Here is a 25,406-nt window from a genome sequence, read left to right on the forward strand (position 1 = left end):
GCCACGCGACCTCCGACGGCGCTTGATGGACGCGGCGCTACTTGGCCGCCGCCGTCTTGCTCTGCATGTTGACGACCTGGACGCGGCGGTTCACCTCGGCGAGCGGCTGGCTCGGATCCTTCAGCTTGCTCTTGCCGTAGCCCACCGTCACCAGGTCGGCGCCGGCGATGCCGAACTTCTCGACCAGATAGCGCTTGATCGAATCGGCGCGCCGCTCGGACAGGTCCTGATTGTAGGCCTCGCCACCGGCGGCATCGGTATGACCGGCGACGACGAAGGTCGACCCCTTCAGCTCGGCGTTGGTCAGCGCCCGGCCGAGCGCCTGCACCGACGGCAGCGACTTCTGGCTGATGTTGGCGGAGTTGTAGTCGAAGGTGATCTCGAGATCGATGTTCGGCTTGGTCTTGGCGACCGCCGCGATCTCCTCGCGCTCGGCTGATGACAGCGACCGCGTCGAGCGGCCGCGAATGCTCTGCAGGAACTTGTCCTGCTCCGGCGAAACCGCGGGCGCAGCCTCCGACGGCGGCGACATCGACAGCCCCCGGGTCAGCGGCTTCTTCTGCCCGGCCAGGGCGCGGACGATCTGATCCTCGCTGACGTCATCGGCGGCGAAGGCCGGCATCGCGACGAGCGACGCGGCTGCGCTCAGGACCGTCGCGGCCAGGAGAGCCGTCAAGCCGGCGGTCATGGTCGAATTCGTTTTCGGTGCGGTCATTGCCAATCCCTCCTCACGCGAACTGATCGTCCCGGTCTCCGCCGCGCCCACACGCGACACCCGGCTGTTCGCTGTTATGTCGGTCCGGCCTGCCGCATGGTTCGAGCCGGCCGGCCGACGCGCGCAACAAATCAGCGCACGCCGTAAGCTTCGAACTCGCGGACGATGTTGGGGTCCATCGCCTTGGCGTTGGCGATGTCGAGCGCGCCCTCCTGCGCGGCGCCGTTACGCTGCTTGGCGAGACCTCGGCCGTACAATGATGACGTCAGGCGCGGATTGATCTTCAGCGCCGCATCGAAATCGGCGATGGCGTTCTTGACCGCGCCGCTCTTGAGGTTGACCAGCCCGCGGCTGTCGAGCGCGTCCACGAAATTCGGCCGCAGCCGCAGCGCCTCGTTGCAGTCGCGCAGCGCAGGCTGCAGCTCGCCGACGACCGTGCGGGCCCAGCAGCGGTTGTTGAGCGCCTCGACGTCCTTCGGATTGATCCGGATGGTGTCGTCGAAATCGCGGATCGCCTGCGCGTAGGCGCCCTTGCTCGCATACACCTGGCCGCGCCGATACAGCGCGCCGGCATCCTCCGGATTGGCCGCGATCTTGGCGGTCAGGCTCTTGATCGTGGGATCGTCGGCAAACGCATCCTCCGCCGGAGCGGCGGGGGCCGCGGGCGCAGCAGGCGCGGCGGGCGCCACGTTCGCGATCACGGGAGATGGCGCGGGCGCCGGCGGCGCCGGAGCAACCGGCGGTGCCGGCGGAGTATCCACCTTCTGCACCGGCGTCGGCTGCGGCGCGGGCGGAGCCGGCGGCAGCGGCGACGGCACCGGCGGTGCCACCACGACCTGCGTCGGGGTCGGCGCAGGGACAGGTGGTGCCGGAATCGGCGCGGCATTGCTCTCGGCCTGCGGCGGCCTGACGCCGCCATTGCCCGGCACGAAGGAGAAGTCCTCCGCCAGCGACGACGAGATCCACGGCACCTGCTCGCTGCGCGACGCGCGGGTCACGCCGACGCGGGTGCGGTTCAGCGTCTCCTCTGCGGTGAGGTCGGGAACGCGGATCTCCTTCAGCAGCTCCTGCACGAACAGGCTGTGATCCCGGCCGCTATCCGACACGACGGCGGACAGCGCGGCCGAGTACATCACCAAAGTACCGCTCGGTGCGATGACCGGCGCGAGCCCAGCCGAGGCGGTGCGGAACCTGCGCTCATAGGGATTGCGCCGGGAGGCATCGAGCAGCGCGATCTTCACGCCGGCGCCGCGGCTGTTGATCTCCTGCAGCACCTGCTCGAGGCCGATGCCGTCGCGCCGCACGTCGGCCTCCTGCCAGATCTGCGCATCGACCGGGATCATGTAGCTCTGCCGGCTCGACTGGATGCCGTAGCCGGAGAAGAACAGCAGCGCCACCGAGCCCGGCTTGAGCTTGCCATAGAGCCGGTCGAGGCCGCGGCGCATCGCGTCGCCGCCGGCGTTCTCCAGGGTCTCGACGCTGAAACCGTCGCGCTTCAACTCGTCGGTGAGGTCGCGGGCATCGTTGACCGGTTCCTTGAGCGGCGCCTCGGCATCCGGATATTTCGCATTGCCGATGACCAGCGCGAAGCGGTCGCCGGCCGCGCGCGCGGGCCAGGAGACCACGGCCGAGAACACGACGGAGAACATCAGGCCGAGCGGCAGCAGCAGGCGGAAAGTCATCACGATGGCGGTCCAGCGGTCAGCAATCAGGCGCCGTCCAGCTTGCGCCGCGGCGACCATATCCCACGCGTCAGGCATTATCAAATCGCCGTGACGGTCCGTCAACCGCTTGCAGCGGTTGAAGAATCATCTGAGGCGGCGACCGCCCGCAGGAGCCTGTTGCGAGCTGCGGGCGATGACACGAGCGGACCATGCAACGATCCCAATGTCTTGCAATGTGAGATGCCTCACGCTGTGTCGCGGCAGCGCACCGTCCGGTTCGACGCGCGCCGCGATTGACCTCGATGCGATTGACCTCGATGCCTGCCGATGGCTCGATGGTTGCCGTGCCCAACCAACGAGAAGGTCATCATGGGGAACGCCACCGAGATCTACGCGCTGCGCTATGCGACGATGTCGCCGCGCACGCCGCACATGAACTTCCTGCAGCCCGATCCGCACGACAGCACGGCGCAGGACCTCGACTATTTCGTGTGGCTGATCCGGACTGACGGGCGCGACATCCTGGTCGACACCGGCTTCAACGCCGCGGAGGCCGAGATCCGCCACCGCACCCTGACGCGCGATCCGATCGATGCGCTCGCTTCGTTCGGCGTCGACGCCGCCGGCATCCGCGACATCATCGTCACCCATCTGCACTACGACCACGCCGGCAATCTCGACCGCTTCCCGAACGCGCGCTTTCATCTGCAGGAGCGCGAGATGGCCTATGCCACCGGCCGCTGCATGTGCAACGGCATGCTGCGCTACCCGTTCACGGTCGAGCACGTCACCACCATGGTGCGCCACGTCTATGGCGAGCGCGTCACCTTCCACGCCGGCGACGGCGAGGTCGCGCCCGGCGTCACCGTGCACCGGGTCGGCGGCCATTCCGACGGGCTGCAGGTGGTGCGCGTCGAGACCGCGCGCGGCCCCGTCGTGCTCGCCTCCGACGCCGCGCACTACTACGCCAATCTGCAGCGCCGCAGCCCGTTTCCGATCGTCTACAACATCGGCGACATGGCGCAGGGCTGGGAGATCATCGAGCGCCTCGCCGGCCATCCCGACCGCTTCATCCCGGGCCATGATCCGCTGGTGACGGAGTTGTATCCTCGGGTGAGCGACAAGCTCGACGTCTATGCGCTGCATGTCGCACCGTCGCGGTCGTTTGCGAGGTAGCGGCGGAGACCTGTACTTCTGATGTAATTGTCAAACAGCCCACGCGGCCGCACGGCCGCGGTCTCGCGGCGCTTTTCGCGTCCGAGCTTTACTCATCGAGACACCCTCTTCAAGAGAGGGCGCAGGGAGAGCCAGGCCTCGGCTGAGGCCTGCGGCCCGCCTGCGAGAAAAAATGCAGGCGGCAGAACCACAGGTACAGCCGGAACGACCCGGCCCTCCCTGCGCGATGGCTTTACGATTTATACGCAGTCTCCCCGGTGACCGGCTTGTTTGCCACCGTGGCGACAACGCGCGCATCACGCACGTTGCGCGGACCTCAGCGTCGGGAGGCCAGGACCCTGCGACTTCACCGTCCGCGGCATGGCGTACGTCCGCGTGCCGAGCACGCTGCGCCATCTCGCGGCCATCGCATCCCACCCCAACGCGTCGTGACGTTCGCGAGCGCCCCTTTTCAATGAGGCGGGACGGGCGGAAGTCTCCACCTGATTTGCCCGACGGCGCAAGGGAATTCTTTTTTACCGAAGATCTGGACAGGGCAAATCAGCTTGGGATTGCTCGACAAATCGGCCGCTGCGCGCTGGAGACGGGCCAGACTCGCAGGGTGGCAAAGGCGCTGGCATGCCCTCGCGTCTTGCACGATTGCCGCGCGGCGTGCCCACCATCAGCATCACGGCTGATGAGAATGGTGGGCACAGCGCGCAATGGGTCGAGCGCGGCGCTCACGGCGTCGCGCACCTTTGCCCACCCTGCGTCGCAACGACCGCGCCCGCTCAATGCAGCTCCACCTTCGCCTTCTTCGACAGGTGGTCGCCGAGGAAGCGCACGTCCCAATTGGTCAGGCGGACGCAGCCGTGGGATTCCGACTTGCCGACCTTGGACGGCTCGGCGGTGCCGTGGATGCCGTAGCCGTTGCCGACCGACAGGCCGATCCAATAGGCGCCGACCGGATTGTTCGGGCCGGGCTTGATGGTGAACGGCTTGCGCGACTTGACGCCCTTGAACTCGTAGTCCGGATTGTAGCGGTAGTTGGGATCGGCATCGCGCGAGGTGACCTTGAAGGTGCCGTCGGGCGTCGGTTTCTCCTCGCTGCCGACGGTGGCCGGAAACACCGCCACCAGCCTGCCGTCCTTGTCGAATGCCTGCACCGTGCCGGCGTCCTTGCTGATGTCGAGCCGCATGATCTCCGGCGCCTTGTCGTCCGGCCGGATCACGTTGGCGACGGCGATCTGCTCGCCCTCCTTGTCGAAGCTGGCCTTCGGATTGAGCGCCGACAGCAGCTGTTCGCTCATGTGGAATTTCTCGGCCAGCGCCTCGCGCGGCGAGGTGTAGCCGAGCGCCGGCAGGTCCTTCATGTCCTCCATGTGCTGCGGCAGCTTCTTCAGGAACGGCCCTTTCACATCGTCGCGGGTGATGGTGTAGGAGACGATCGCCGGCGCCTGGTCGCCGCGCAGCAGCGCGTCCCACAGCTCGGGCGTCAGCTTCGCATCCCCGGCAAGCCCCTTGGCGCGCGCGAACGCGGCGAGCGCCGTGCGCGCATTGTCGCCGAAGCGGCCGTCGATCTCGCCGGGCGAGATACGCGCGCGATCGAGCAGCACCTGGGCGCGGATCGCCACCGGGTCCATCTTCTCCTCGGCCGGCGGCCGCTTGCGCAGCTCCGCGCCGTTGACGGCGTCGGCGGTGAGCTCGGCGGAGACCGCCGGCGTGACGAGGGCGGCGCAGAGCAGAAGTGGTATCCAGAGCCGAAGCATGATCGTGAGTCCCAAATAGAGATGGCCGACATTCGGCAGCGTCAACGTGGACCCTGCCGAGAAAGTTCGGGGGTCCTCCGCTGAACGTCGCAGCATGCTGGCGCGACTACCAGGGACGCGGGTCGGCTGGCCCGGCGGCTGCACGTCTGCTATCCCGACTTCAGCCGTTCAATTGACGTGAGTTCGCGAGGATCGGTTTCGCATGCGACATGCCGCAATTGCCACGATGCGCCGGATGCCGCTATTGGCCGCGGCCGGCGTGCTGGCCCTGATCCAGCCGGTGCTGGCAGCCGACGACAGCGCACCGAAGGGCGCCGCGGTCAGCGTGCTCAAGGCGACCAAGGCCTGCTTCGACAACACGGTCGAGGTGTCCGGCATGGTGCTGGCGCGCAACGAGACCGCCGTCAGGCCCGACCGTCCCGGACTGAAGGTCGCGGAGGTGCTGGTCGATGCCGGCGACAGCGTCACGGCCGGGCAGAACCTGGCGCGGCTGACGCCGCCGGAGGGCGGCACGATCATGATCCAGGCGCCGGTCGCGGGCACAATCCTGTCGTCGAGCGCCACCATCGGCGCCTTCGCCTCCGGCCGCGGCGAGGCGCTGTTCTCCATTCTCGCCCGCAACGAATATGATCTCGTCGGCCTGGTGCCATCAGCGCAGCTCGGCAAGCTCGCGGTCAACCAGACCGCGCGGATCCGCATCGTCGGGGCCGGCGAGGTCGAAGGCAAGATCCGAAGGGTGGCGCCCACCGTCGAGCCGAACAGCCAGCTCGGCCAGGCCTTCATCGGCATCAACGGCACGGCGCGGCTGCTGGTGAATTCGTTCGGCCGCGCCGTGATCAAGATCGGCCAGAGCTGCGGCGTCGCGGTGCCGCTGACCGCCGTGCTGTACGATCCGGACGGCACCGTGGTGCAGGTGGTGCGCGCCCAGCGCATCGAGACCAAGCGGGTCGAAATCGGCCTGATGGCCGGCGGCCAGGTCGAGATCCGCGACGGCCTCGCCGAGGGCGACGTCGTCGTCACCCGCGCCGGCGCGCTGCTGCGCGAGGGCGACCCGGTGCGGCCGGTGATGGCGAGCAATTGAGGGCGGCGGCCGAGTCCTGCGGAACGGATGAAATGGGGAGGTCGCGCCAGTGGCGGTCGGCTCCCCTCCCCCTGGCGGGGAGGGGTCGGGGGTGGGGGTTCTCCGAGTCGCGCTCGACGTGATTTGCGAGCCAGCTCCTGGGAGGTTTTCAGCGATCCAAGGCAGCGCCATGCGGGAGGATCGCTCCCGCATCCGCCAAAGCAGGATGTTTGCAGCAAAGGCTCAAGCCAACGACGCGCGGCGCCCGTGGACCCCCACCCCCAACCCCTCCCCGCAAGGGGGAGGGGAGCTGACCGTCAGCTTGGTGAGAGGGGGGCAAACGCTCAGGCGCTCTGAGCGTCAGACGCATTGAACGAGAGATGGAAACCCCAGGCCTCAGCTGCCGGCGTTGGCGACGTCGGCGCTGAAGCGGATGTCCTCGACCAGGGAGGACGAGACCGTCGGCACCTGCTCGCCGTCGGAGCTGCGGGCGATGGCGTTGCGGGTCTTGTTGAACACGGTCTCGGCGCTCGGGCTCTTGCCGAGCTGGTTCAGCAGTTCGCTGACCAGCACGCTGTTCTGGCCCTTCGGATCGTCCAGCACCTTGCCCGGCGTCGCCGACGACAGGATCAGCGCATTGGCCGGCGCGTTGATCGGCGCGAGGCCGTGCGAATAGGCGCGGAAGCGGCGCTCATAGGGATTGCGGCGGGCGGCGTCGATCACCACCAGCTTGGCGCGCGCGCCCTGCTCGCTGACCGTATCGAGCAGGCGCTCGATGCTGGTGCCCTCGCGGCGCACATCGGCTTCCCGCCAGATCTTGGCGTCGACCGGGATCATGTAGCTCTCGCGTCCCGCCTGGATGGCGTAGCCGCCGAAGAACAGCATCACGACCGAGTCGGGCTTGATCCTGGCCTTGAGGCGCTCGACCGCGCGGGTCATGTCGTCCTTGTTGGCATCCTCGACGACATCGACATCGAAGCCGTCGCGGCGCAGCGCGCCGGTCAGCGCGCGGGCATCGTTGATCGGCTGGACCAGCGGCGCGTTCGCATCGGGATAGTGACCATTGCCGATGACGAGCGCGAGGCGCGCGCCGTTGCCGGTCGCCACGCTGCTCTGCTCGGAGACCGCCGCCTTGGGCGCCTCGAGCGAACGCTTGTTGAGGGCAGCATGCGCGCCGATCGCGAGCGACACCGTGCAGAGAAGCGCGGCGGCGATCACGGCCGATCGGCGGGAAAGAGAAGGCTGCCTTGCGGTCATCACGTCAATCCTGGTCCGAGCCTGCCCGTCGATGCCAAAGGGGTGCACCCTTTGGTCGCGCTGGCGCCTCTGAGGTTTGAGGGGTTGCGAGACGATGTGTCGTCCCAATGCGCGCAAATTGCGGCGCCGCAACGAAGAAAGGATTAACCCGAACGAGCACCCAGGGCAACATCGGAACACCATTGACTTTTCAAGCACTTGAAGAGAAACGCAAATTTAACCATGGCGGCGATCTCCAAACGGCCCTGGGCGGACCGCCGGGAGGCCACATTGCCGCCAAATCCGCCTCCCGCGCCGTGACCGCCGTCACGTTGTCTTTGGCGGTCGAGCGTGTCAGTTTGCCCCATGCATGCGCACGGCGCGCCGTTTGTGGGGCGTTTCGAGCAGCGCATGCCGTTCGTCCCGCCTCCGACAACCCGCGAGTCCTCGCTTGAGTTTCCAGTATTTCGCCGGCGCGGCCTGTCGCGCACTGACGGCCCGGAAGGATGGGCCCTCGCTGTACGAGGTCTGCGACCCCATCCTGCGCCGGCCCGGCAGCGGCGACCCGCATCTGTCGAAATTCTACCGGACCGCGCTGGGGAACCCGGCGCTGCGCGCATTGCTGCGCCGTGCCGGCCTGCCCGAGCTGAACGATCCCGCTCGCCTCAATGCGCTGCGCGACGCGCTGGTTCTCGCCCGCGACAATCCGACGCCGGACTGGGAGCAGATCGGCCGCCCGGTCGCCGATCTCGTCGACAGCATCGCCTTGCACCACCCTGCCCCGCCGCGCCGGACTGCGGCGGCGGCCATGCCGCCGGCCGGCGAGATCGACCGGGTGATCCGGGCCTGCGGTGCCGACCTGCTCGGCTCGTTCAGCCGCAATGGCTTCATCCCGACCTATGCCGCCTTCAACCTGATCGGCGATCCCGACATGAAGGGCTCCGAGGTCCAGATGGCGCTGCAGGGGCTCGACGCGCGCGGCTACAAGAACTCGACCCTGCTGTTCAACCTCGCCCGCGTCTTCATCGCGCGCTCGCCGGCGGCCGCGGTGATCAATCCGCCGTGGCGCGGCATCGCCGAACCGATGTGGGAGCCGGTGCAGATCCGCCACCGCTCGGCGTATTACGACGCGTTCTTCACCGAGGCGCTGCTGAGCTATCTGGAGACCGGCCTCGCCTCATCGGAGCAGACGAGCGCGGCGCGCGGCGCCATCGCCGCGATGGTCGAGTTCTGCCTGACCATCAGCCGCGAGCAGGTGCGCGGCGCCGACGGCAAGAGCTACGACGTCGTCACCGCGCTGGCGCCGCATCCGCATCCGCGGTTCTCGCGCTTCTTCACCCAGATCAAGCAGGACCTCGGCTTCGGCGTCTACGTGCCGGATTGCGACACCACGGCATGCTCGTTCTCGGCGGCGACGCAGGCCGGATCGGACGATCCGATGTTGAGCCAGCCGCTGCTGGATTTCTATGCGGGCTACCAGGTGCGCGCCGGCGGCAACGAGCCGCGCGTGACGGTGCCGATCAACGACAACATCGACTATGAAGGCGGTATCGCGACCTGGATCGACAGCCTGGCCGGCGAGCGGCCCTACGGCAACGATCTCGATCCGACGCTGAATCTCGACGTGCTCGAGGTCTCGTTCCGCAATCTCAAGCGCTGGCAGGTCCTGGAGACGCAAGGCAGGCTCGACGTCGTCAGGCGGATCGTCGGCTTCCAGCAGCGGCTGGTGCTGAGCGGCGCCTTCGCCGATCCGCGCTCGCACATCTATTATTTGCCGGAGCTGTACTGCGCCTATTTCGGCCGCTGCTACCACGCCTTCATGGCGCTGCCACCGGCGGCGCGGCAGGCGATCGATCCCGACGGCGCGTTCGAGCTCATCCGCCTGCGCGTGCTCGCCTATGTCGAGGACGAGCTGATCGGCCGCGAGATGAATCCGTTCGACGCGGCGCTCGCGCTGATCGCGCTCGGCCATCTCGGCGGCGCCGCAGCGAGCTTCGCGCCGGCGGTGCATTGCATCGTGACGTCGTTCGGCGAGGGCGGCCGGCGCCATCCGTACCGCGCCTATGAGTGGAACAAGATGAAGACCCCGACCCGCATCCTGGTCGGCGGCCCCGAGGTGACATCCGCGTTTGTGCTGATGGGCCTGGCGCTGGCCCGGCGGGTGGCGGTGAACTGATCGAGCGCGATCTCGGCGGCAAGGGCGGTGCGCTCCCCTCCCCCTTGCGGGGAGGGGAGCAGAGCGACGCCTTGGCCATAGCTCGGCTCCTACTTTCGGCCGCCATCGCGCGAAGTTGAGCGACTCAGGCAATCGCGGCGCTGGAACTGGCGGGCGATCCGCCGCACTATCGCTGCTATTGCCCATCCCCAAGGACGACCCGCGCCCGTTGATGTCGATGAAACCAGCCCTGCTCGCGCTCCTCCTGCTGCTGCCCTCCGTCGCGTCCGCGGCCGACATCACCGGGATTCCCAAGATCCGTGAGGCCGACGGGATCACGATCGGGGCCACCCGCATCCGGCTCGGCGGCATCGACGCGCCCTCCGTGGATCAGCTCTGCCTCAACAAGAACGGCGAGCGCTGGACCTGCGGCGTGGCCGCGCGTGACGAGCTGATCAAGCACGCGGACGGCAAGAGCTGGACCTGTCATCCGCGTTCGATCGATCGCCGCGGGCGCCAGGTGGCGCGCTGCGACGTCGACGGCGAGGACATCCAGAAATGGCTGGTGCGCAGCGGCTGGGCGCTGGCCTATCGCACCCTCTCGCGCGACTACGAGCCCGATGAGGCAGAGGCGCGGGCCGCCAAGGCCGGCATGTGGCAGGGCGCGTTCATCGCACCATGGGACTGGCGCGTGCGCAACAAGAAGACTGCGATCCTCGGCGCCACCAAGCCGCCGGAGGGCGCGCGCAAGATCCTGCTCGCCTCGGCTTCGGGCCCGGTCGCGCCCTCGCCGGACTGCACCATCAAGGGCAATGTCAACGGCGCCGGCGAGTGCATCTATCACACGCCGAAGAGCCGCTGGTACGCGCAGATCAAGATGCACGTCGCCAAGGGCACCCGCTGGTTCTGCTCGGTCGAGGAGGCGGAGGCCGCCGGCTGCCGCGAGACGCGGCGCTGACGGCCCGACGCGCCGGCCTGCCGGGGCATGCCAGCCCCCCGGCTTCTCCGGCTTTTCTTAATGCGCCGCGCCACGTAAAACGACGCTGGGCCAGCCGTGTGCGAGAGCCCGTGACCACCCTCAACCGCCAAACCACATCGCCGAGGACACTGACAATGACCGTTCGCGCGGGCCGGGAGTTTCTGGCCATCCCGGGACCCACCACGATGCCCGACGAGGTGCTGCAGGCGATGCACCGCCCCGCGCTCGACATCTACTCCAAGCAGATGGTCGAGCTGACCGACGGCATCATGTCCGACCTCGGCCGGCTGTTCGCGACCAAGGGCAAGACCTACATCTACATCGCCAACGGTCACGGCGCCTGGGAGGCCGTGCTCTCCAACGTGCTGGCGCGCGGCGACAAGGTGCTGGTGCTGGAGAGCGGCCGCTTCGCGATCGGCTGGGGCAATGCGGCACGCGCGATGGGCGCCGACGTCGAAGTGCTCCGTGGCGACTGGCGCCGCGCGGTGCGGCCGGCCGAGGTCGAGGCGCGGCTGCGCGCCGACAAGGAGCACTCCATCAAGGCGATCGTGGTGGCGCAGATCGATACGGCGTCGGGCGTCGTCAATGACGTCGAGGCGATCGGCCGCGCCATCAAGGCCGCAGGCCATCCGGCGCTCTACATGGTCGACACCGTCGCTTCGCTCGGCTGCATGCCGTTCGAGATGGATGAATGGGGCATCGACGTCGCGATGTCCGGCTCGCAGAAGGGCCTGATGACGCCGCCCGGTCTCGGCTTCGTCGCCGCGAACGCCCGCGCGCTCGAGGCGCACAAGCGCGCCAACATGCGCACGCCCTATTGGGACTGGAGCGAGCGCGAGGGCACCGAGCACTATCGCAAATATGGCGGCACCGCGCCGGTGCATCTCTTGTTCGCGCTGCGCCAGGCCATGGACATGCTGTTCGACGAAGGGCTGCCGCACGCCTTCCGCCGCCATGAGCTGCTCGCCGAGGCCGTGCGACGCGCGGTGGCGAAGTGGAGCGAGGGCCAGGTGATCGGCTTCAATATCGCAGACGCCGCCGAGCGCTCCAACACCGTGACCACGGTGCTGGTCGGCGGCGGCCATGATCCGGCGGTGCTGCAGACCTACTGCAAGGAGCAGTGCGGCGTCGTGCTCGGCACCGGGATCGGCGATCTGCAGGGCCAGGCGTTCCGCATCGCCCATATGGGCCATGTCAACGCGCCGATGGTGCTGGGCACGCTCGGCGTGATCGAAATGGCGCTGGTGGCGTTGAAGATCCCGCACGGCCGCGGCGGCCTCGACGCCGCGATCCAATGGCTCGGCGAGAGCGTGACCCCGTAAAGGACGAGATGACAGACAGCAGCAAAACAGCGCCGGTGGCGCCGCGCCATCAGCACAGCTTCACCCGCCACGGCATCACCGTGCAGGACGACTATGCATGGCTGAAAGACGCGCGCTGGCAGGAGGTGCTGCACGATCCGTCGCTGCTGGATGCTGATATCCGCGCCTATCTCGAAGCCGAGAACGCCTATGCGGAATCCGTGCTCGGCCACACCTCACCGCTGCAGAAGAAGCTCGTCGCGGAGATGCGCGGCCGCATCAAGGAGGACGATTCCTCGGTGCCGTCGCCGGACGGGCCCTACGCTTATTTCCGCAAGTACCGCGAGGGCGGCCAGCACGAATTGTTCTGCCGGACGCCGCGCAACGGCGGAGCGGAGACCATCGGGCTCGACGGCGACGCGCTGGCGCGCGGGCATGAGTATTTCAAGTTCGGCGGCAGCCGGCATTCGCACGACCACAAGCGCGTCGCCTGGAGCGCCGACACCAAGGGCTCGGAATATTTCACCATCCGCGTGCGCGACTGGGATGGCGGCGATGATCTCGCCGACGTCGTCGAGGAGACCGACGGCGGCGCGGTGTGGTCGCGCGACTGCACGAGCTTCTTCTACGTCAAGCTCGACGACAATCACCGCCCGATGCAGGTGTGGCGGCATAAGCTCGGCACCAGGCAGGCCGATGACGTGCTGGTGTACGAGGAGAAGGACACCGGCTGGTTCACCCATGTGCACGAGTCGACCTCGGGCCGGTTCTGCGTCATCGCCGGCGGCGACCACGAGACCTCCGAGCAGCGGCTGATCGATCTCGACCATCCCGAGGCGCCGCCGCGGCTCGTCGCCGCCCGCGAGAACGGCGTGCAATATTCGATCGCCGACCGCGGCGACGAGCTGTTCATCCTGACCAATGCCGATGGCGCGATCGACTTCAAGATCGTCACCGCGCCGCTGTCTACGCCCGAGCGCGCCAACTGGCGCGACCTCATTCCGCACCGCGCCGGCATCTACGTGCTCGACCACGATCTCTATGCGGGCCATCTCGTGCGACTGGAGCGCGCCAACGCGCTGCCGTCGATCGTGATCCGCGACCTGACATCCGGCGAGGAGCACGCGATCGCCTTCGACGAGGGCGCCTATTCGCTCGACGCGATGGGCTCCTACGAGTTCGATACGACCAACCTGCGCTTTGCCTATTCGTCGATGACGACGCCGTCGGAGGTGTGGGACTACGACATGGTGACGCGCGCGAAAACCTTGCGCAAGCGCCAGGAGATTCCGTCCGGGCACAATCCGGCCGACTACGTCACCACGCGCATCATGGCGAAGGCCGATGATGGCGCCGAGGTGCCGGTGTCGCTGCTGCACCGGCGCGACTTCAAGGCCGACGGCTCGGCGCCGCTGCTGCTCTATGGCTACGGCTCCTATGGGCATGCGATGCCGGCGTCTTTCAGCACCAACCGGCTGTCGCTGGTCGACCGCGGCTTCGTCTACGCCATCGCCCATATCCGCGGCGGCACCGACAAGGGCTGGGGCTGGTACCTCGACGGCAAGCGCGAGAAGAAGACCAACAGCTTTGACGATTTCGCGGCTAGCGCCCGGGCGCTGATCACGGCGAACTACACAGCGGCCGGCCGCATCGTCGGCCATGGCGGCAGTGCCGGCGGCATGCTGATGGGCGCGGTCGCCAACCGTGCAGGCGAGCTGTTCGCCGGCATCGTCGCCGAGGTGCCGTTCGTCGACGTGCTGAACACGATGCTCGACGACACCCTGCCGCTGACGCCGCCGGAATGGCCCGAATGGGGCAACCCGATCGACAGCGAGAGGGATTTCCGCACCATCCTGTCCTATTCGCCCTACGACAACGTCGCGGCCAAGGACTATCCGGCGATCCTGGCCATGGCCGGCCTGACCGATCCGCGCGTCACCTATTGGGAGCCGGCGAAATGGATCGCGCGGCTGCGCGCGACGATGACCGGGGGCGGTCCGGTGATCCTGCGCACCAACATGGGCGCCGGCCACGGCGGCGCCTCCGGGCGCTTCAACCGGCTGGATGAGGTCGCGATCGTCTATGCGTTCGCCCTGTGGGCGGTGGGGCTGGCGGATCGGACGGCGTGAGCGCGGCCGACGCCGGCAATTGCCGGATGTGGCTTGGGATCGCACCCCATCGACACCGGTTGTGGAGCGGCAGCCGGGCACACCGCGCCGGCTAGACCATCTGCTCGGCGACCACCATGTAGTTCACGTCCATGTCGGTCGACAGGCTCCAGCGGTCGGCGAAGGGGCTGTAGACGACGCCGCTCTGCTCGGTGATGACCAGGCGGTTGTCGAGCAGGTATTTGGTCAGTTCGTCCGGCGTGACGAACTTGCTCCACTCGTGCGTGCCGCGCGGCAGCCAGCGCAGCACGTATTCGGCGCCGACGATGGCGAGCGCAAAGCTCTTCCAGTTGCGGTTCAGGGTCGAGACCACCATCATGCCGCCCGGCTTCAGCACCGCGGCACAGCGGCCGAGGAAGGCACTGACGTCGGTGACGTGCTCGACGACCTCCATCGCCAGCACGATGTCGAAGCGCTCGCGCGGGTCCATCTCCTCGATCGTGGTGCAGCGGTAGTCGATCGACAGATGACCCTTCTCGGCATGCAGCCTGGCAGCGGCAATGTTGCTGGCCGAGGGGTCGACGCCGACGACCTGCGCGCCCAGCCGTGTGAACGGCTCGCACAGCAATCCCGCGCCGCAGCCGATGTCGAGCATGCGCAGCCCCGACAGGCAGTTGAGGCTCTTGGCGTTGCGCTCGAATTTCCGGCAGGCGGCATCGCGGATATAGGTCAGGCGCAGCGGGTTGATCTTGTGCAGGGGCGCCATCTTGCCCTTGGGGTCCCACCAGGTCTCGGACAGTTTCGAGAACTTCGCGATTTCGGCCGGATCGACGGTCGAGCCGGAGGGAACAGAAGGGCTGCGGGAATCCTGAGGCATTGTCATCGCTGAATACTCAATGATCGAAGCTGCGGCGCCGTACCGGGCTAACGCGCCGTGATGGCGTTCCGGAACGCCAGCGGCTCCGCGATGGTCGAAATGGTTTCCTTGCCCTCGCCCACACCCAAGATGGTGACATCACCGTAATTGAGAACCCGTCCCATGATGGTCTGGTTGACGTCGACGCTCTCGACCTTGTCGAGGGCCATCTCGAAGGTACGGCGCTTGATGAAACCGGTTTTGTGCACGACGCGGCGATTGGTGACGTCCGTCTCGGTGGTGAGACGATGGAACCAGGCCCGGACCGTCCAATACAGCGCAACAATGGCGATGACGGCGGCGGTGGCCAGGCACAGCATGACCAGATTGTCGTTCACGGTCATGCGGGTGAGGACGAGCAATCCGAACACGACGATCCAGGCCCCGATCGCCGGAAGGTAGAACATCCAGTGCGCATTGGTCGAATACAGCACCTTCTCGCCGGGTTGCAGGATTTCGTCGATGTAACGCGCCATTCCAAGCCTCTAACCTGACCCTTAACCTGACCCTGTCACCACAAGGAACCGTCTTGCCCCCAGCCGCGGCGCTATGTATACGCGCGTTTCGGCTGGCGCGCCTCCGGTTTCGCGCTCAGCCGGTCAACTTATCCTCCTGATGGGAATGAGCGCGTCGTCATGGGTCGCCTCGTGCTGAAATTCGGCGGCACCTCCGTCGCCAACATCGACCGCATCCGCAACGTCGCGCGCCACGTCAAGCGCGAGGTCGATGCCGGTCATGAGGTCGCCGTGGTCGTCTCGGCGATGTCGGGCAAGACCAACGAACTGGTCGCCTGGTGCACCGAGGCGTCGCCGATGCACGATGCGCGCGAATACGACGCCGTCGTGGCCTCGGGCGAGCAGGTCACGTCCGGCCTGCTGGCGATCGTGCTGCAGGGCATGGGCATCCAGGCCCGCTCGTGGCAGGGCTGGCAGATCCCGATCAAGACCAGCGACGCCCATGCCTCGGCGCGAATCGTCGATATCGACGGCTCCGAGCTGATCCAGCGCTTTCGCGACCGCAAGGAGGTCGCGGTCATCGCCGGCTTCCAGGGCATCAACGCCGAAACCGGGCGAATCACCACGCTCGGCCGCGGCGGCTCGGACACCTCGGCGGTGGCGATCGCGGCCGCCATCAAGGCCGACCGCTGCGACATCTATACCGACGTCGACGGCGTCTATACCACCGATCCCCGGGTGGTGCCGAAGGCCAAGCGGCTCGACAAGATCGCCTTCGAGGACATGCTGGAGCTGGCGTCCCAGGGCGCCAAGGTGCTCCAGGTCCGCTCGGTGGAACTGGGCATGGTCCACAACATGCCGATCTTTGTCCGCTCCTCATTCGACAAGCCCGAGGATATCGACCCGCACGCCAACCAGCCGCCGGGGACGCTGATCTGCAGCGAGGAACAAATCATGGAAAATCACGTCGTGACCGGCATCGCCTTCTCCAAGGACGAGGCCCAGATCTCGGTGCGCCAGATCGAGGACAAGCCGGGTGTTGCCGCCTCGATCTTCGGACCACTGGCGGATGCCAACATCAACGTCGACATGATCGTCCAGAACGTCTCCGAAGACGGCAAGACCACCGATCTCACCTTCACGGTGCCGGCCACCGATTACAATCGCGCGCGCGAGACCATCACGGCGGCCAAGGACAAGATCGGCTATCAGCGCCTGGATACCGCGACCGACGTTGCCAAGGTCTCGGTGATCGGCTCGGGCATGCGCAGCCATGCCGGCGTCGCCGCCAAGGGATTTGCCGCGCTCGCCGCCCGCAACATCAATATCCGCGCGATCACGACCTCCGAGATCAAGTTCTCGGTGCTGATCGACGCCGCCTACACCGAGCTCGCCGTCCGCACGCTGCATACGCTCTACGGACTGGACCAGGCCTAGAAAATCCTCCTCCGCGACCACACCTGTCCCGTTATGTGACAGCGGGACGGGCCGAAGATCGTTCGAAAGCCGTTGACGCCGCCCGCGGTGGCAGGCGTTTTGCTTGGCAAAACAAGCCCTAATTCGCTATACGCCATCGCAGGATGGCAGCCGCAAACTGTGCTCCAGTGATGGTTGTTCTGGTTCGGGCCGGCACTCTGAGCGTGCGATAGTGCCGAATCGAGAAAGCTGTTCGATGCCGCGAGTTTAGCGCCAGATCCGGCCGCGTGCCGGGCTGGCCCCAGGAAGGGGGATTGTGCCACATGCGAAGCGCGTCGGGAGGCCCCCGCGTCCTGCTCAGACGGCTTCGCGAGACCATGGCGGAGCAGGTCTCGGCACAGGAGCGGCTCGACAAGATCGTGGTGCTGATCGCGGCCAACATGGTCGCTGAGGTCTGCTCGGTCTATGTGCTGCGCGTCGACAATACGCTCGAGCTCTACGCTACCGAAGGTCTGAACCGCGACGCCGTGCACATGACCGTGCTGAGCGCGCATGAGGGCCTTGTCGGCCTCGTCGCCAGCGAGGCCACGCCGCTCAACCTGAACGACGCGCAGAGCCACCCCGCCTTCTCGTATCGCCCGGAGACCGGCGAGGAGATCTACCACTCCTTCCTCGGCGTGCCGATCCTGCGCGCCGGCAACACGCTCGGCGTGCTGGTGGTGCAGAACCGCGCCAAGCGCACCTATGTCGAGGAAGAGGTCGAGGCGCTGCAGACCACCGCGATGGTGCTCGCCGAGATGATCGCCTCCGGCGAGCTCGCAGCGCTCGCCCAGCCCGGCGCCGAGCCGGCGGCGCGGCACTCGATCCACAAGACCGGTACGGTGCTCTCCGATGGCATCGCGCTCGGCCATGTCGTGCTGCACGAGCCGCGCGTCGTCATCAACAACTACATCGCCGAGGACCTGCCCAAGGAGATCAAGCGGCTCGACGCCGCGCTGCTCAAGCTGCGCGCCGACCTCGACCGCATGCTGGAGCGCGGTGACGTCGCCGATGGCGGCGAGCACCGCGAGGTGCTCGAAGCCTATCGCATGTTCGCCAACGATCAGGGCTGGTCGCACAAGCTGCACGAGGCGGTGGCGACCGGCCTCACGGCCGAAGCCGCCGTCGAGCGCGTGCAGTCCGACACCCGCGCCCGCATGCTGCGCTCGACCGATCCGTATCTGCGCGAGCGCCTGCACGATCTCGAGGATCTCGGCTACCGGCTGCTGCGCCAGCTGGTGGGCCAGGACCACGCGCCGCGTCGCGAGCACCTGCCCGACAACGCCATCCTGATCGCGCGCGCGATGGGTCCGGCGGCGCTGCTCGACTACGACCGCAAACGGCTGCGCGGCCTCGTGCTCGAGGAAGGCACCGCCAACTCGCATGTCGCGATCGTGGCCCGTGCGCTCGGCATTCCCGCCGTCGGCGAGGTGCCGAACGCGCCGGGCATCGCCGATCCCGGCGACGCCATCATCGTCGATGGCACGTCGGGCTCGATCTACGTTCGGCCGTCCTCCGAGATCGAATCCGCCTATGCCGAACGGGTGCGCTTCCGCGCCCGCCGCCAGGCGCAATATGGCGAGCTGCGCAACAAGCCCTGCGTGACCAAGGACGGCCAGCCGGTCGAGCTGATGATAAATGCCGGCCTGGTCATCGACCTGCCGCATATCGAGGACACCGGCAGCGCCGGCATCGGCCTGTTCCGCACCGAGTTGCAGTTCATGGTGTCCGCCAGCCTGCCGCGCTCCAGCGACCAGCTGGCGCTGTATCGCACGGTGCTCGACGCCGCCGGCCACAAGCCGGTCACGTTCCGCACGTTGGACATCGGCGGCGACAAGGCGCTGCCCTACATGGAGACCGTGATCGAGGAGAACCCGGCGCTCGGCTGGCGCGCGATCCGCCTCGGCCTCGACCGTCCGGGCCTGCTGCGCGGCCAGATCCGGGCGCTGCTGCGCGCCGGCGGCGGCCGCTCGCTGCGCATCATGTTCCCGATGATCTCGGAAGTCGCCGAGTTCGACACGGCCAAGGCGATCGTCGAGCGCGAGCTGACCTATCTGCGCCAGCACGGCCACACGCTGCCGGAGCGCGTCGACGTCGGCACCATGCTCGAGGTCCCGGCGCTGCTGTATCAGCTCGACGAGCTGCTTTCGAAGGTCGATTTCATCTCGGTCGGCTCGAACGACCTGTTCCAGTTCCTGTTCGCGGTCGATCGCGGCAACGCCAAGGTCTCCGAGCGCTTCGACACGCTGTCGACGCCGATCCTGCGGGCGTTGCAGCAGATCGTGCACAAGGCCAAGGCGGCGAAACGGTCGGTGTCACTGTGCGGCGAGATGGCCTCCAAGCCGATCGGCGCATTGGCGCTGATCGCGCTCGGCTACCGCTCGCTGTCGTTGTCGGCCACCGCGCACGGCCCTGTGAAGGCGATGATCCTCGAACTCGACGCCGGCAAGGCGGCGACGAAGATGGCCGAATGGCTGGCCGCGCCGGCCGGCAGCTTCTCGATGCGGCAGAAGCTGACCGAGTTCGCCGAGAGCGAAGGCCTCGCGCTGTAGCCGGCCTGTCGCGCCGGCCGCCTTCCGTCCGTATCGTTTGTTCCCAGATCAGATTGCAACATGTCGTCGCTTCCCGAAGCCAAACTCGATGTCCTGCTCGCGCATCACGCCTCGCTCGAGGCGGAGCTGCTCGGCCAGGTCAATTCCGACCGCTACGTGCAGATCACCCGCGAGCTCGCCGAGCTCAATCCGCTGATCGACGCGGTGAAGGCCTATCGTGCAGGAGTCAAAGAACTCGCCGACACCGAGGCGCTGATCGCCGATCCCGCCACCGATGCCGAGATGCGGGCGATGGCCGAGGCGGAGCGCGACGAGCTGATCGCGCGCCGCGGCGAGCTCGAGCAGAAGATCCGTGTCGCGCTGCTGCCCAAGGATGCGATGGACGACCGCAACGTCGTGCTCGAAATCCGCGCCGGCACCGGCGGCGACGAGGCCTCGTTGTTCGCCGGCGATCTGTTCCGCATGTACGAACGGTTCGCCGCCCTGCAGGGCTGGAAGGTCGAGGTGATCTCGGCGTCCGAAGGCACCGTCGGCGGCTACAAGGAGATCATCGCCGAGGTGCAGGGCCGCGGCGCCTTCGCCAAGCTGAAGTTCGAATCCGGCGTGCACCGGGTGCAGCGCGTGCCGGATACCGAGACGCAGGGCCGCATCCACACCTCGGCGGCGACGGTCGCCGTGCTGCCCGAGGTCGAGGATGTCGACGTCGACATCAAGCAGGACGATTTGCGCATCGAGACCATGCGCGCGCAGGGCGCCGGCGGCCAGCACGTCAACAAGACCGAATCGGCGATCCGCATCACCCACCTTCCGACCGGCATCGTGGTGATGATGCAGGACAGCCGCTCGCAGCATAAGAACCGCGCCTCGGCGATGAACATCCTGCGGTCGCGCATCTACGACGCCGAGCGGCAGAAGGTCGACGCGGCGCGCTCGGCCGAGCGCAAGGAGAAGGTCGGCTCCGGCGACCGCTCGGAGCGCATCCGCACCTACAATTTCCCGCAGGGGCGCGTCACCGACCACCGCATCAATCTGACGCTCTACAAGCTGCCGCAGGTGATCGCGGGCGAAGCGCTGGGCGAACTGATCGACGCGCTGACGACGGAGCATCAGGCGGCACAGCTTGCCGCGCAGGGCGCTGCGGCGTGAGCGGCGCCTGCGCGCTGCCAACCGAAGCGCGACCGTGTTGCGGCACATCAGCTGTCGTCCCGGCGAACGCCGGGACCCATCACCACAGGCATTCGTGGCTGGCAAAGGCTGCAACTCCGACCTTCCGCCTCGCAACGGCACGGCGTATGGATCCCCGCGTTCGCGGGGATGACCCGTGGAGAGAGCGCGGGCGATGACCGAGATCATCGCCGGCGCAAACATCGACTCGGCGCGGCGCGCGGTTGCGGCCCGCTTTGCGGCCGCCGGTCTCGATTCGCCGGAGCTCGATGCGCGGCTGCTTCTGGGCCATGCGCTTCAGCTCGACCTCACCGGTCTCGTAATGCATGGCCAACGGCAGCTATCCCACGAGGATGCGCAACGTCTGGAAGCGCTGGTGCAACGCCGGCTGGTCGGCGAGCCGGTGGCGCGCCTCCTCGGAGCCAAGGAGTTCTGGGGCCTGCCGCTGCAGCTCTCGGCGGATACGCTGGTGCCGCGGCCGGACACCGAGACCGTGGTCGAACTGGCACTCGAGCATCTCGCCGCCGGCGGCGCCCTGACGCGCCCCTTGCGCATCGCCGATCTCGGTACCGGCTCCGGCGCGATCCTGCTGGCATTGCTGTCCGAGCTGCCACGGGCCCATGGCGTCGGCACCGACATCAGCGTGGGCGCGCTGGCCACCGCGCGGGACAATGCGCGCGCGCTCGGATTGGCCGACCGCGCCGGCTTCGTCGCCTGCTCCTATGCAGCAGCGCTGTCCGCTGGCTTCGACCTGATCGTGTCGAACCCGCCCTACATTCCGTCGTCCGAGATCAGCGAGCTCGACGTCGAGGTGCGCAGTCATGATCCGCTGCGCGCACTGGACGGAGGCAAGGACGGGCTCGACGCCTACCGCGCGCTGATCCCGCAGGCAGCGGCCCTGCTTCGGCCAGGCGGCGCTGTCATCGTGGAGGTCGGGCTTGGCCAGAGTGACGGCGTCGCTGCATTGATGGTGAGGGCTGGCCTGGCGGCCGATTCCTCCACGATCCGGGCCGATCTGGCCGGTATTCCCCGAACCGTCATGGGCCTAAAAAAGCTCCGGTAAAGGTCCGGGGATACGGAAAAAGCTCTTGGAATATCCCCCGGGAGCGACTACGTTCCATTCACAGCACCGGTGCAGGCCACGACGAGCGGTATTCACGGAACACCGCCGCGGTCAGATGCCAGAGAGCCACGCCGGGCGATAGGTTCCAGAACGCAGATCTGCTGAGCGCGAGAGCCGGATGGCTGCGCAGCCCGCGACTGCAAAGCGAACGAAAGCCTGACTTTGCACTTGAGGTCTTACGCTAAGCAAACTGGGTGGTCGTGGCGCATGTCGCCTTGGCTGGCTGAATGACGTGGTTCGCCGGTCCCAGGGGCTGGCGGGTGGGGAACGCGTTTTGAACGCGCTTTTGTCGAGAGAATCGGCTGTCGATCACATCGGCATGGATCAAACCGGCATGTCGGAACCGACATGGGTCGGATGGGACCATTTGGACCGCGCGCGAGGCGCCCGAGCCCAGCGAAGGTATTTCAATACGCTCTCGGTATTCCGATAACAATCAGTGCATAACAATCAGTGCTCAGACAATCGGTGCTCCTAACGCAGGGTTGGAATAAAGGCAGGACATGAGAAACGGTCAGAACAACAAGCGGATGCGCAACCGGAACAGCGGTAACAACAATAATAACCGGCGCGGCCAGAATCCGCTGACCAGGGTGTTCGAGTCCAACGGGCCGGACATCAAGATCCGCGGCACAGCCTCTCATGTCGCCGAGAAATATGTCCAGCTTGCCCGCGACGCCCGCTCCTCGGGTGACCCCGTTGCCGCCGAAAATTACTACCAGCATGCCGAGCACTATTTCCGCCTGATTGCCGCCGCGCAGGAGCAATTCCGCCAGAACCAGCCGCAGCAGCCGCGCAACACCGAGGACCTGACCGTCGACGACCTCGATGATGACGGCGAGAGCTTCTCGCATTTCGGCCAGGAGCCCGGCTTCGTTCCGGCCCAGCCGCAGCCTCAGCCCCAGCCCTTCATGCGCGACCGCGAAGGCGGCCAGCGCGAGCGCGGCGACAACCAGCCCTATCAGCGCGAGCAGCAGCCACGCGAGCATCGCGAAGCGCGTGAGCATCGCGAGCCGCGCGAACACCGCGAGCCGCGGGAGCACCGTGAACCGCGGGAGCATCGCGAGCGGGAGCCGCGCGAGCACCGCGAGCGTCCGCAGCCCGTCCAGTACCAGCCGCAGCCGCAACCCCAGCCCGTCATCGCCGACAGCGGCGTCGATCGGCTGCCGTCCTTCATCACCGGTCCGCAGCCGCAGATCGCCAATCCCCCGGCCGCCTTCGAGGGCGCTGCCGAGCGCTATCCGCGCCGCCGCCGGCGTCCGCATGGTCCGCGCACTGAAGCGGCCGCTGCTGCACCGGCGCCGAGCGAGGATCTCAATCCGGGCGAATAGCGATTACGCTCCATCATGACGAAACGGGTGGGCTCAGAGCCCACCCGTTTTTTTGTGCGGGAGGCGCGCAGGAGAACGGCCCGGGATCATCCCTCGCGCGACGGCGGACCGGCCTCGCGGCGACCGGAGCCACTGGATCCGGGGGCCGACGGCGACGGCGCCAGCACCGGTTCGAGCCGCGGGATCAGCCGGATGCGCTCGCGGCGCGCCGGGATCACCCGGTAGACCTGCTTGGTCGCCTCGACGATGTGGACACCGGCGAACGGCAGCGACAGCGCCGCGCCGACGCGCTCCCAGGCCATCGCCGATTTCAGGAACCAGCCGCCAACCGGGGGCATGAACAGTGCCTCGCCCCAGCCGGTCGGCGTGAACCAGGTCTGCCGCAGCAGCTGCGTGATCTGCGAGCGCGAATAAGGCCGGCCATGGCCGAACGGCGTGTTGTCGGTCCGCGTCCAGACGCCGCGCCGGTTCGGGATCACGATGATCATGCGTCCCGCCGGCGCCAGCACCCGCCACATCTCGCGCAGCAGCCCGGCCGGGTCGTCCGACATCTCCAGCGCATGCACGATCAGGATGCGGTCGACCGCCGCATCGGGCAGCGGCAGCGAGAATTCGTCCACCAGCGAGGCCAGCGTCGGCCGTGCCGTCGGCCATTTCAGCACCCCCTGCGCCGCCGGCATGAAGGCGATGCAGCGTTCGGAATCCTCGCGGAACAAGCCGAGATAGGGCGTGGGATAGCCGATGCCCAGCACCCGCTGCCCGGCCGCGCTCGGCCAGCGCGCGCGGATACCGCGGTTGATCAGGAGCCGCGCGACGATCCCGAGGCGACCCGAATAGAAATTTCGCAGATCGATCACGTCCATGACGTCAATGTATCATGCGGGCGCGCGCCGCCGCGCGCCCAATATTGCGTTGCGCCTCCAGCGTTAACGCCATATCTCTGCCCGGCACATCGGAGGCCGCCCGCAACGCCGCGCCCGGGCTCCGCCTCCACGACCTCTGGCATCGCGAGCGCGACCATCGTGCCTCGCCCGGTCCCGCCGACGGAGACATCATGGCCGCCGACATCCGCGCCTTCACCTGCCTGTCCGACAATTTCGGCTATCTGATCCATGACCCTGCGACCGGTGCGACTGCCTCGATCGACGCCCCCGAGGCCGGACCGATCGTCCGGCAGTTGGACGCCGAAGGCTGGACGCTCACCGACATCCTGATCACGCATCATCATCACGACCACGTCGGCGGCGTCGCCGAGCTCAAGCAGAAATATGGCTGCCGGGTCGTCGCGCCGCACGACAAGACGACGGCGATCGCCAACGTCGATCTGCGAGTCGCCCATGGCGATGTCGTGAAGATCGGCGAATTGCTCGCGCGCGTGCTGGAAACGCCAGGCCATACGCTCGACCACGTCTCCTACGTGTTCGATGCCGACAAGGCGTTGTTTGCGGCCGACACGCTGTTCTCGGTCGGCTGCGGCCGCGTGTTCGAGGGCACCTATTCGATGATGTGGGACTCGCTGCTCAAGCTGCGCGCCCTGCCGGACGATTTCAGGCTGTATTGCGGCCACGAATACACCGCATCGAACGTCAAATTCGCCCTCACCGTCGACGGCGACAACGAGGCACTGAAAGCCCGCGCCGACGAGGTGGGACGGCTCCGTGCCGCCAACCGGCCGACCATCCCGTCGCTGCTCGGCGACGAAAAGAACACCAACGTGTTCCTGCGCGCCGACGATCCGGCCGTCGCGCTGCGGCTGCGCATGAAGGGCGCGAGCGCCGAGCAGGTGTTCGGCGAGTTGCGCGAGCGCAAGAACAAGTCGTAGGGCTGAGGACGATGGCTACGCTCTCGGCTGCCGACATCATCGCGCGTCTCGGTCTGCAGCCGCATCCGGAGGGCGGACATTTTCGCGAGACGTTTCGCGATCCGGCCGTCGACGCCTCCGGCCGCGCCGCATCGACGCTGATCTATTTCCTGCTTGCGCGCGGCGAGCGTTCGCATTGGCACAGGGTCGATGCAGTCGAGACCTGGCACTTCTATGCCGGGGCACCGCTGACCTTGCGGATCGCCGCCGAAGGCCAGGCGCCGCAAACGACGACGCTGGGCATCGACCTCGCAGCCGGCCAGCAACCGCAGGCGGTGGTGCCCGCCCATGCCTGGCAGGCCGCCGAGAGCAGCGGCGATTGGACGCTCGTCGGCTGCACGGTGGCGCCGGGCTTCATGTTCGAAGGATTCGAACTCGCGCCGCCCGGCTGGGAGCCGGAGGTCTGA

At 67.4% G+C, this 25,406-nt stretch carries 20 protein-coding genes; 13 read left to right on the top strand and 7 right to left on the bottom strand.

All coding sequences use genetic code 11. The annotated features are described in order from the left end of the window. Positions 1 to 37: 37 nt before the first annotated feature. The gene (locus tag QW845_RS11730) at positions 38 to 715 is read right to left on the bottom strand and encodes an OmpA family protein (protein ID WP_315801727.1); all 678 of its coding nucleotides are present in this window, start codon (positions 713 to 715) and stop codon (positions 38 to 40) included. A 131-nt stretch (positions 716 to 846) separates the two neighbouring features. Then, entirely contained in the window at positions 847 to 2,397 is a 1,551-nt protein-coding gene (locus QW845_RS11735) for a caspase family protein (RefSeq protein WP_315801781.1), read from the bottom strand. A gap of 351 nt (positions 2,398 to 2,748) precedes the next feature. On the opposite strand from QW845_RS11735, the gene QW845_RS11740 reads away from it, so the two are divergent. After that, positions 2,749 to 3,555, top strand: a complete 807-nt coding sequence (locus QW845_RS11740; protein WP_315801728.1) for an N-acyl homoserine lactonase family protein — start codon at positions 2,749 to 2,751, stop codon at positions 3,553 to 3,555. Positions 3,556 to 4,325: 770 nt separating this feature from the next. Here the strand turns inward: QW845_RS11740 and QW845_RS11745 are convergent. Further along, positions 4,326 to 5,303 carry a L,D-transpeptidase gene (locus QW845_RS11745; protein WP_315801782.1) on the bottom strand — a complete coding sequence of 326 codons (978 nt, stop codon included), beginning with the start codon at positions 5,301 to 5,303 and terminating at the stop codon, positions 4,326 to 4,328. Positions 5,304 to 5,505: 202 nt separating this feature from the next. Between QW845_RS11745 and QW845_RS11750 the strand changes: the two genes are divergently transcribed. Then, a complete protein-coding gene (locus QW845_RS11750; protein ID WP_409997898.1) occupies positions 5,506 to 6,384 on the top strand; it encodes an efflux RND transporter periplasmic adaptor subunit in 879 nt (292 codons plus the stop codon). Positions 6,385 to 6,759: 375 nt separating this feature from the next. Here the strand turns inward: QW845_RS11750 and QW845_RS11755 are convergent, their stop codons facing one another. Next, complete coding sequence (locus QW845_RS11755; RefSeq protein ID WP_315801729.1) at positions 6,760 to 7,620, bottom strand: caspase family protein; 861 nt, start codon at positions 7,618 to 7,620, stop codon at positions 6,760 to 6,762. A gap of 430 nt (positions 7,621 to 8,050) precedes the next feature. Between QW845_RS11755 and QW845_RS11760 the strand changes: the two genes are divergently transcribed. The 4 genes from QW845_RS11760 (at position 8,051) to QW845_RS11775 (ending at position 14,163) form a co-directional block, all read left to right on the top strand. Further along, positions 8,051 to 9,775: a hypothetical protein gene (locus QW845_RS11760; RefSeq protein WP_315801730.1), complete on the top strand. Its 1,725-nt coding sequence runs from the start codon at positions 8,051 to 8,053 to the stop codon at positions 9,773 to 9,775. Between the two features lie 211 nt (positions 9,776 to 9,986). Further along, a complete protein-coding gene (locus QW845_RS11765; RefSeq protein ID WP_315801731.1) occupies positions 9,987 to 10,712 on the top strand; it encodes a thermonuclease family protein in 726 nt (241 codons plus the stop codon). 155 nt (positions 10,713 to 10,867) lie between these two features. Next, positions 10,868 to 12,055: a pyridoxal-phosphate-dependent aminotransferase family protein gene (locus tag QW845_RS11770; protein WP_315801732.1), complete on the top strand. Its 1,188-nt coding sequence runs from the start codon at positions 10,868 to 10,870 to the stop codon at positions 12,053 to 12,055. A gap of 8 nt (positions 12,056 to 12,063) precedes the next feature. Continuing rightward, complete coding sequence (locus QW845_RS11775) at positions 12,064 to 14,163, top strand: S9 family peptidase (RefSeq protein WP_315801733.1); 2,100 nt, start codon at positions 12,064 to 12,066, stop codon at positions 14,161 to 14,163. 91 nt (positions 14,164 to 14,254) lie between these two features. Here the strand turns inward: QW845_RS11775 and ubiG are convergent, their stop codons facing one another. Together ubiG and QW845_RS11785 are read right to left on the bottom strand one after the other, a co-directional pair. Beyond that, positions 14,255 to 15,019: a bifunctional 2-polyprenyl-6-hydroxyphenol methylase/3-demethylubiquinol 3-O-methyltransferase UbiG gene (gene ubiG, locus QW845_RS11780; protein WP_409997904.1), complete on the bottom strand. Its 765-nt coding sequence runs from the start codon at positions 15,017 to 15,019 to the stop codon at positions 14,255 to 14,257. A gap of 47 nt (positions 15,020 to 15,066) precedes the next feature. Then, positions 15,067 to 15,534, bottom strand: a complete 468-nt coding sequence (locus QW845_RS11785; RefSeq protein WP_315801735.1) for a PH domain-containing protein — start codon at positions 15,532 to 15,534, stop codon at positions 15,067 to 15,069. 159 nt (positions 15,535 to 15,693) lie between these two features. On the opposite strand from QW845_RS11785, the gene QW845_RS11790 reads away from it, so the two are divergent. The 5 genes from QW845_RS11790 to QW845_RS11810 all read left to right on the top strand — a co-directional run bounded on the left by QW845_RS11790 (position 15,694) and on the right by QW845_RS11810 (position 23,138). After that, positions 15,694 to 16,950 (top strand): aspartate kinase, encoded by a 1,257-nt coding sequence (locus tag QW845_RS11790; protein WP_315801736.1) that lies wholly within the window; start codon positions 15,694 to 15,696, stop codon positions 16,948 to 16,950. Positions 16,951 to 17,252: 302 nt separating this feature from the next. Continuing rightward, positions 17,253 to 19,520, top strand: coding sequence for a phosphoenolpyruvate--protein phosphotransferase (gene ptsP, locus QW845_RS11795; RefSeq protein ID WP_315715187.1), 2,268 nt, complete (start codon positions 17,253 to 17,255; stop codon positions 19,518 to 19,520). Between the two features lie 60 nt (positions 19,521 to 19,580). Further along, positions 19,581 to 20,666 carry a peptide chain release factor 1 gene (prfA, locus tag QW845_RS11800; RefSeq protein ID WP_315801737.1) on the top strand — a complete coding sequence of 362 codons (1,086 nt, stop codon included), beginning with the start codon at positions 19,581 to 19,583 and terminating at the stop codon, positions 20,664 to 20,666. Positions 20,667 to 20,859: 193 nt separating this feature from the next. Next, positions 20,860 to 21,747, top strand: a complete 888-nt coding sequence (gene prmC, locus QW845_RS11805; protein WP_315801738.1) for a peptide chain release factor N(5)-glutamine methyltransferase — start codon at positions 20,860 to 20,862, stop codon at positions 21,745 to 21,747. A gap of 563 nt (positions 21,748 to 22,310) precedes the next feature. Further along, the gene (locus QW845_RS11810) at positions 22,311 to 23,138 is read left to right on the top strand and encodes a DUF4167 domain-containing protein (protein ID WP_315801739.1); all 828 of its coding nucleotides are present in this window, start codon (positions 22,311 to 22,313) and stop codon (positions 23,136 to 23,138) included. A gap of 86 nt (positions 23,139 to 23,224) precedes the next feature. Here QW845_RS11810 and QW845_RS11815 read toward each other — a convergent pair whose 3' ends face one another. Continuing rightward, the gene (locus QW845_RS11815) at positions 23,225 to 24,001 is read right to left on the bottom strand and encodes a class I SAM-dependent methyltransferase (protein ID WP_315801740.1); all 777 of its coding nucleotides are present in this window, start codon (positions 23,999 to 24,001) and stop codon (positions 23,225 to 23,227) included. Between the two features lie 191 nt (positions 24,002 to 24,192). Between QW845_RS11815 and gloB the strand changes: the two genes are divergently transcribed. Both gloB and QW845_RS11825 read left to right on the top strand, forming a co-directional pair. Further along, positions 24,193 to 24,960, top strand: a complete 768-nt coding sequence (gloB, locus tag QW845_RS11820) for a hydroxyacylglutathione hydrolase (protein ID WP_315801741.1) — start codon at positions 24,193 to 24,195, stop codon at positions 24,958 to 24,960. A gap of 11 nt (positions 24,961 to 24,971) precedes the next feature. Further along, positions 24,972 to 25,406 carry a cupin domain-containing protein gene (locus QW845_RS11825; protein WP_315801742.1) on the top strand — a complete coding sequence of 145 codons (435 nt, stop codon included), beginning with the start codon at positions 24,972 to 24,974 and terminating at the stop codon, positions 25,404 to 25,406.

It is taken from the genome of Bradyrhizobium sp. SZCCHNS3002, from assembly GCF_032377435.1.
Lineage (GTDB): Bacteria > Pseudomonadota > Alphaproteobacteria > Rhizobiales > Xanthobacteraceae > Bradyrhizobium.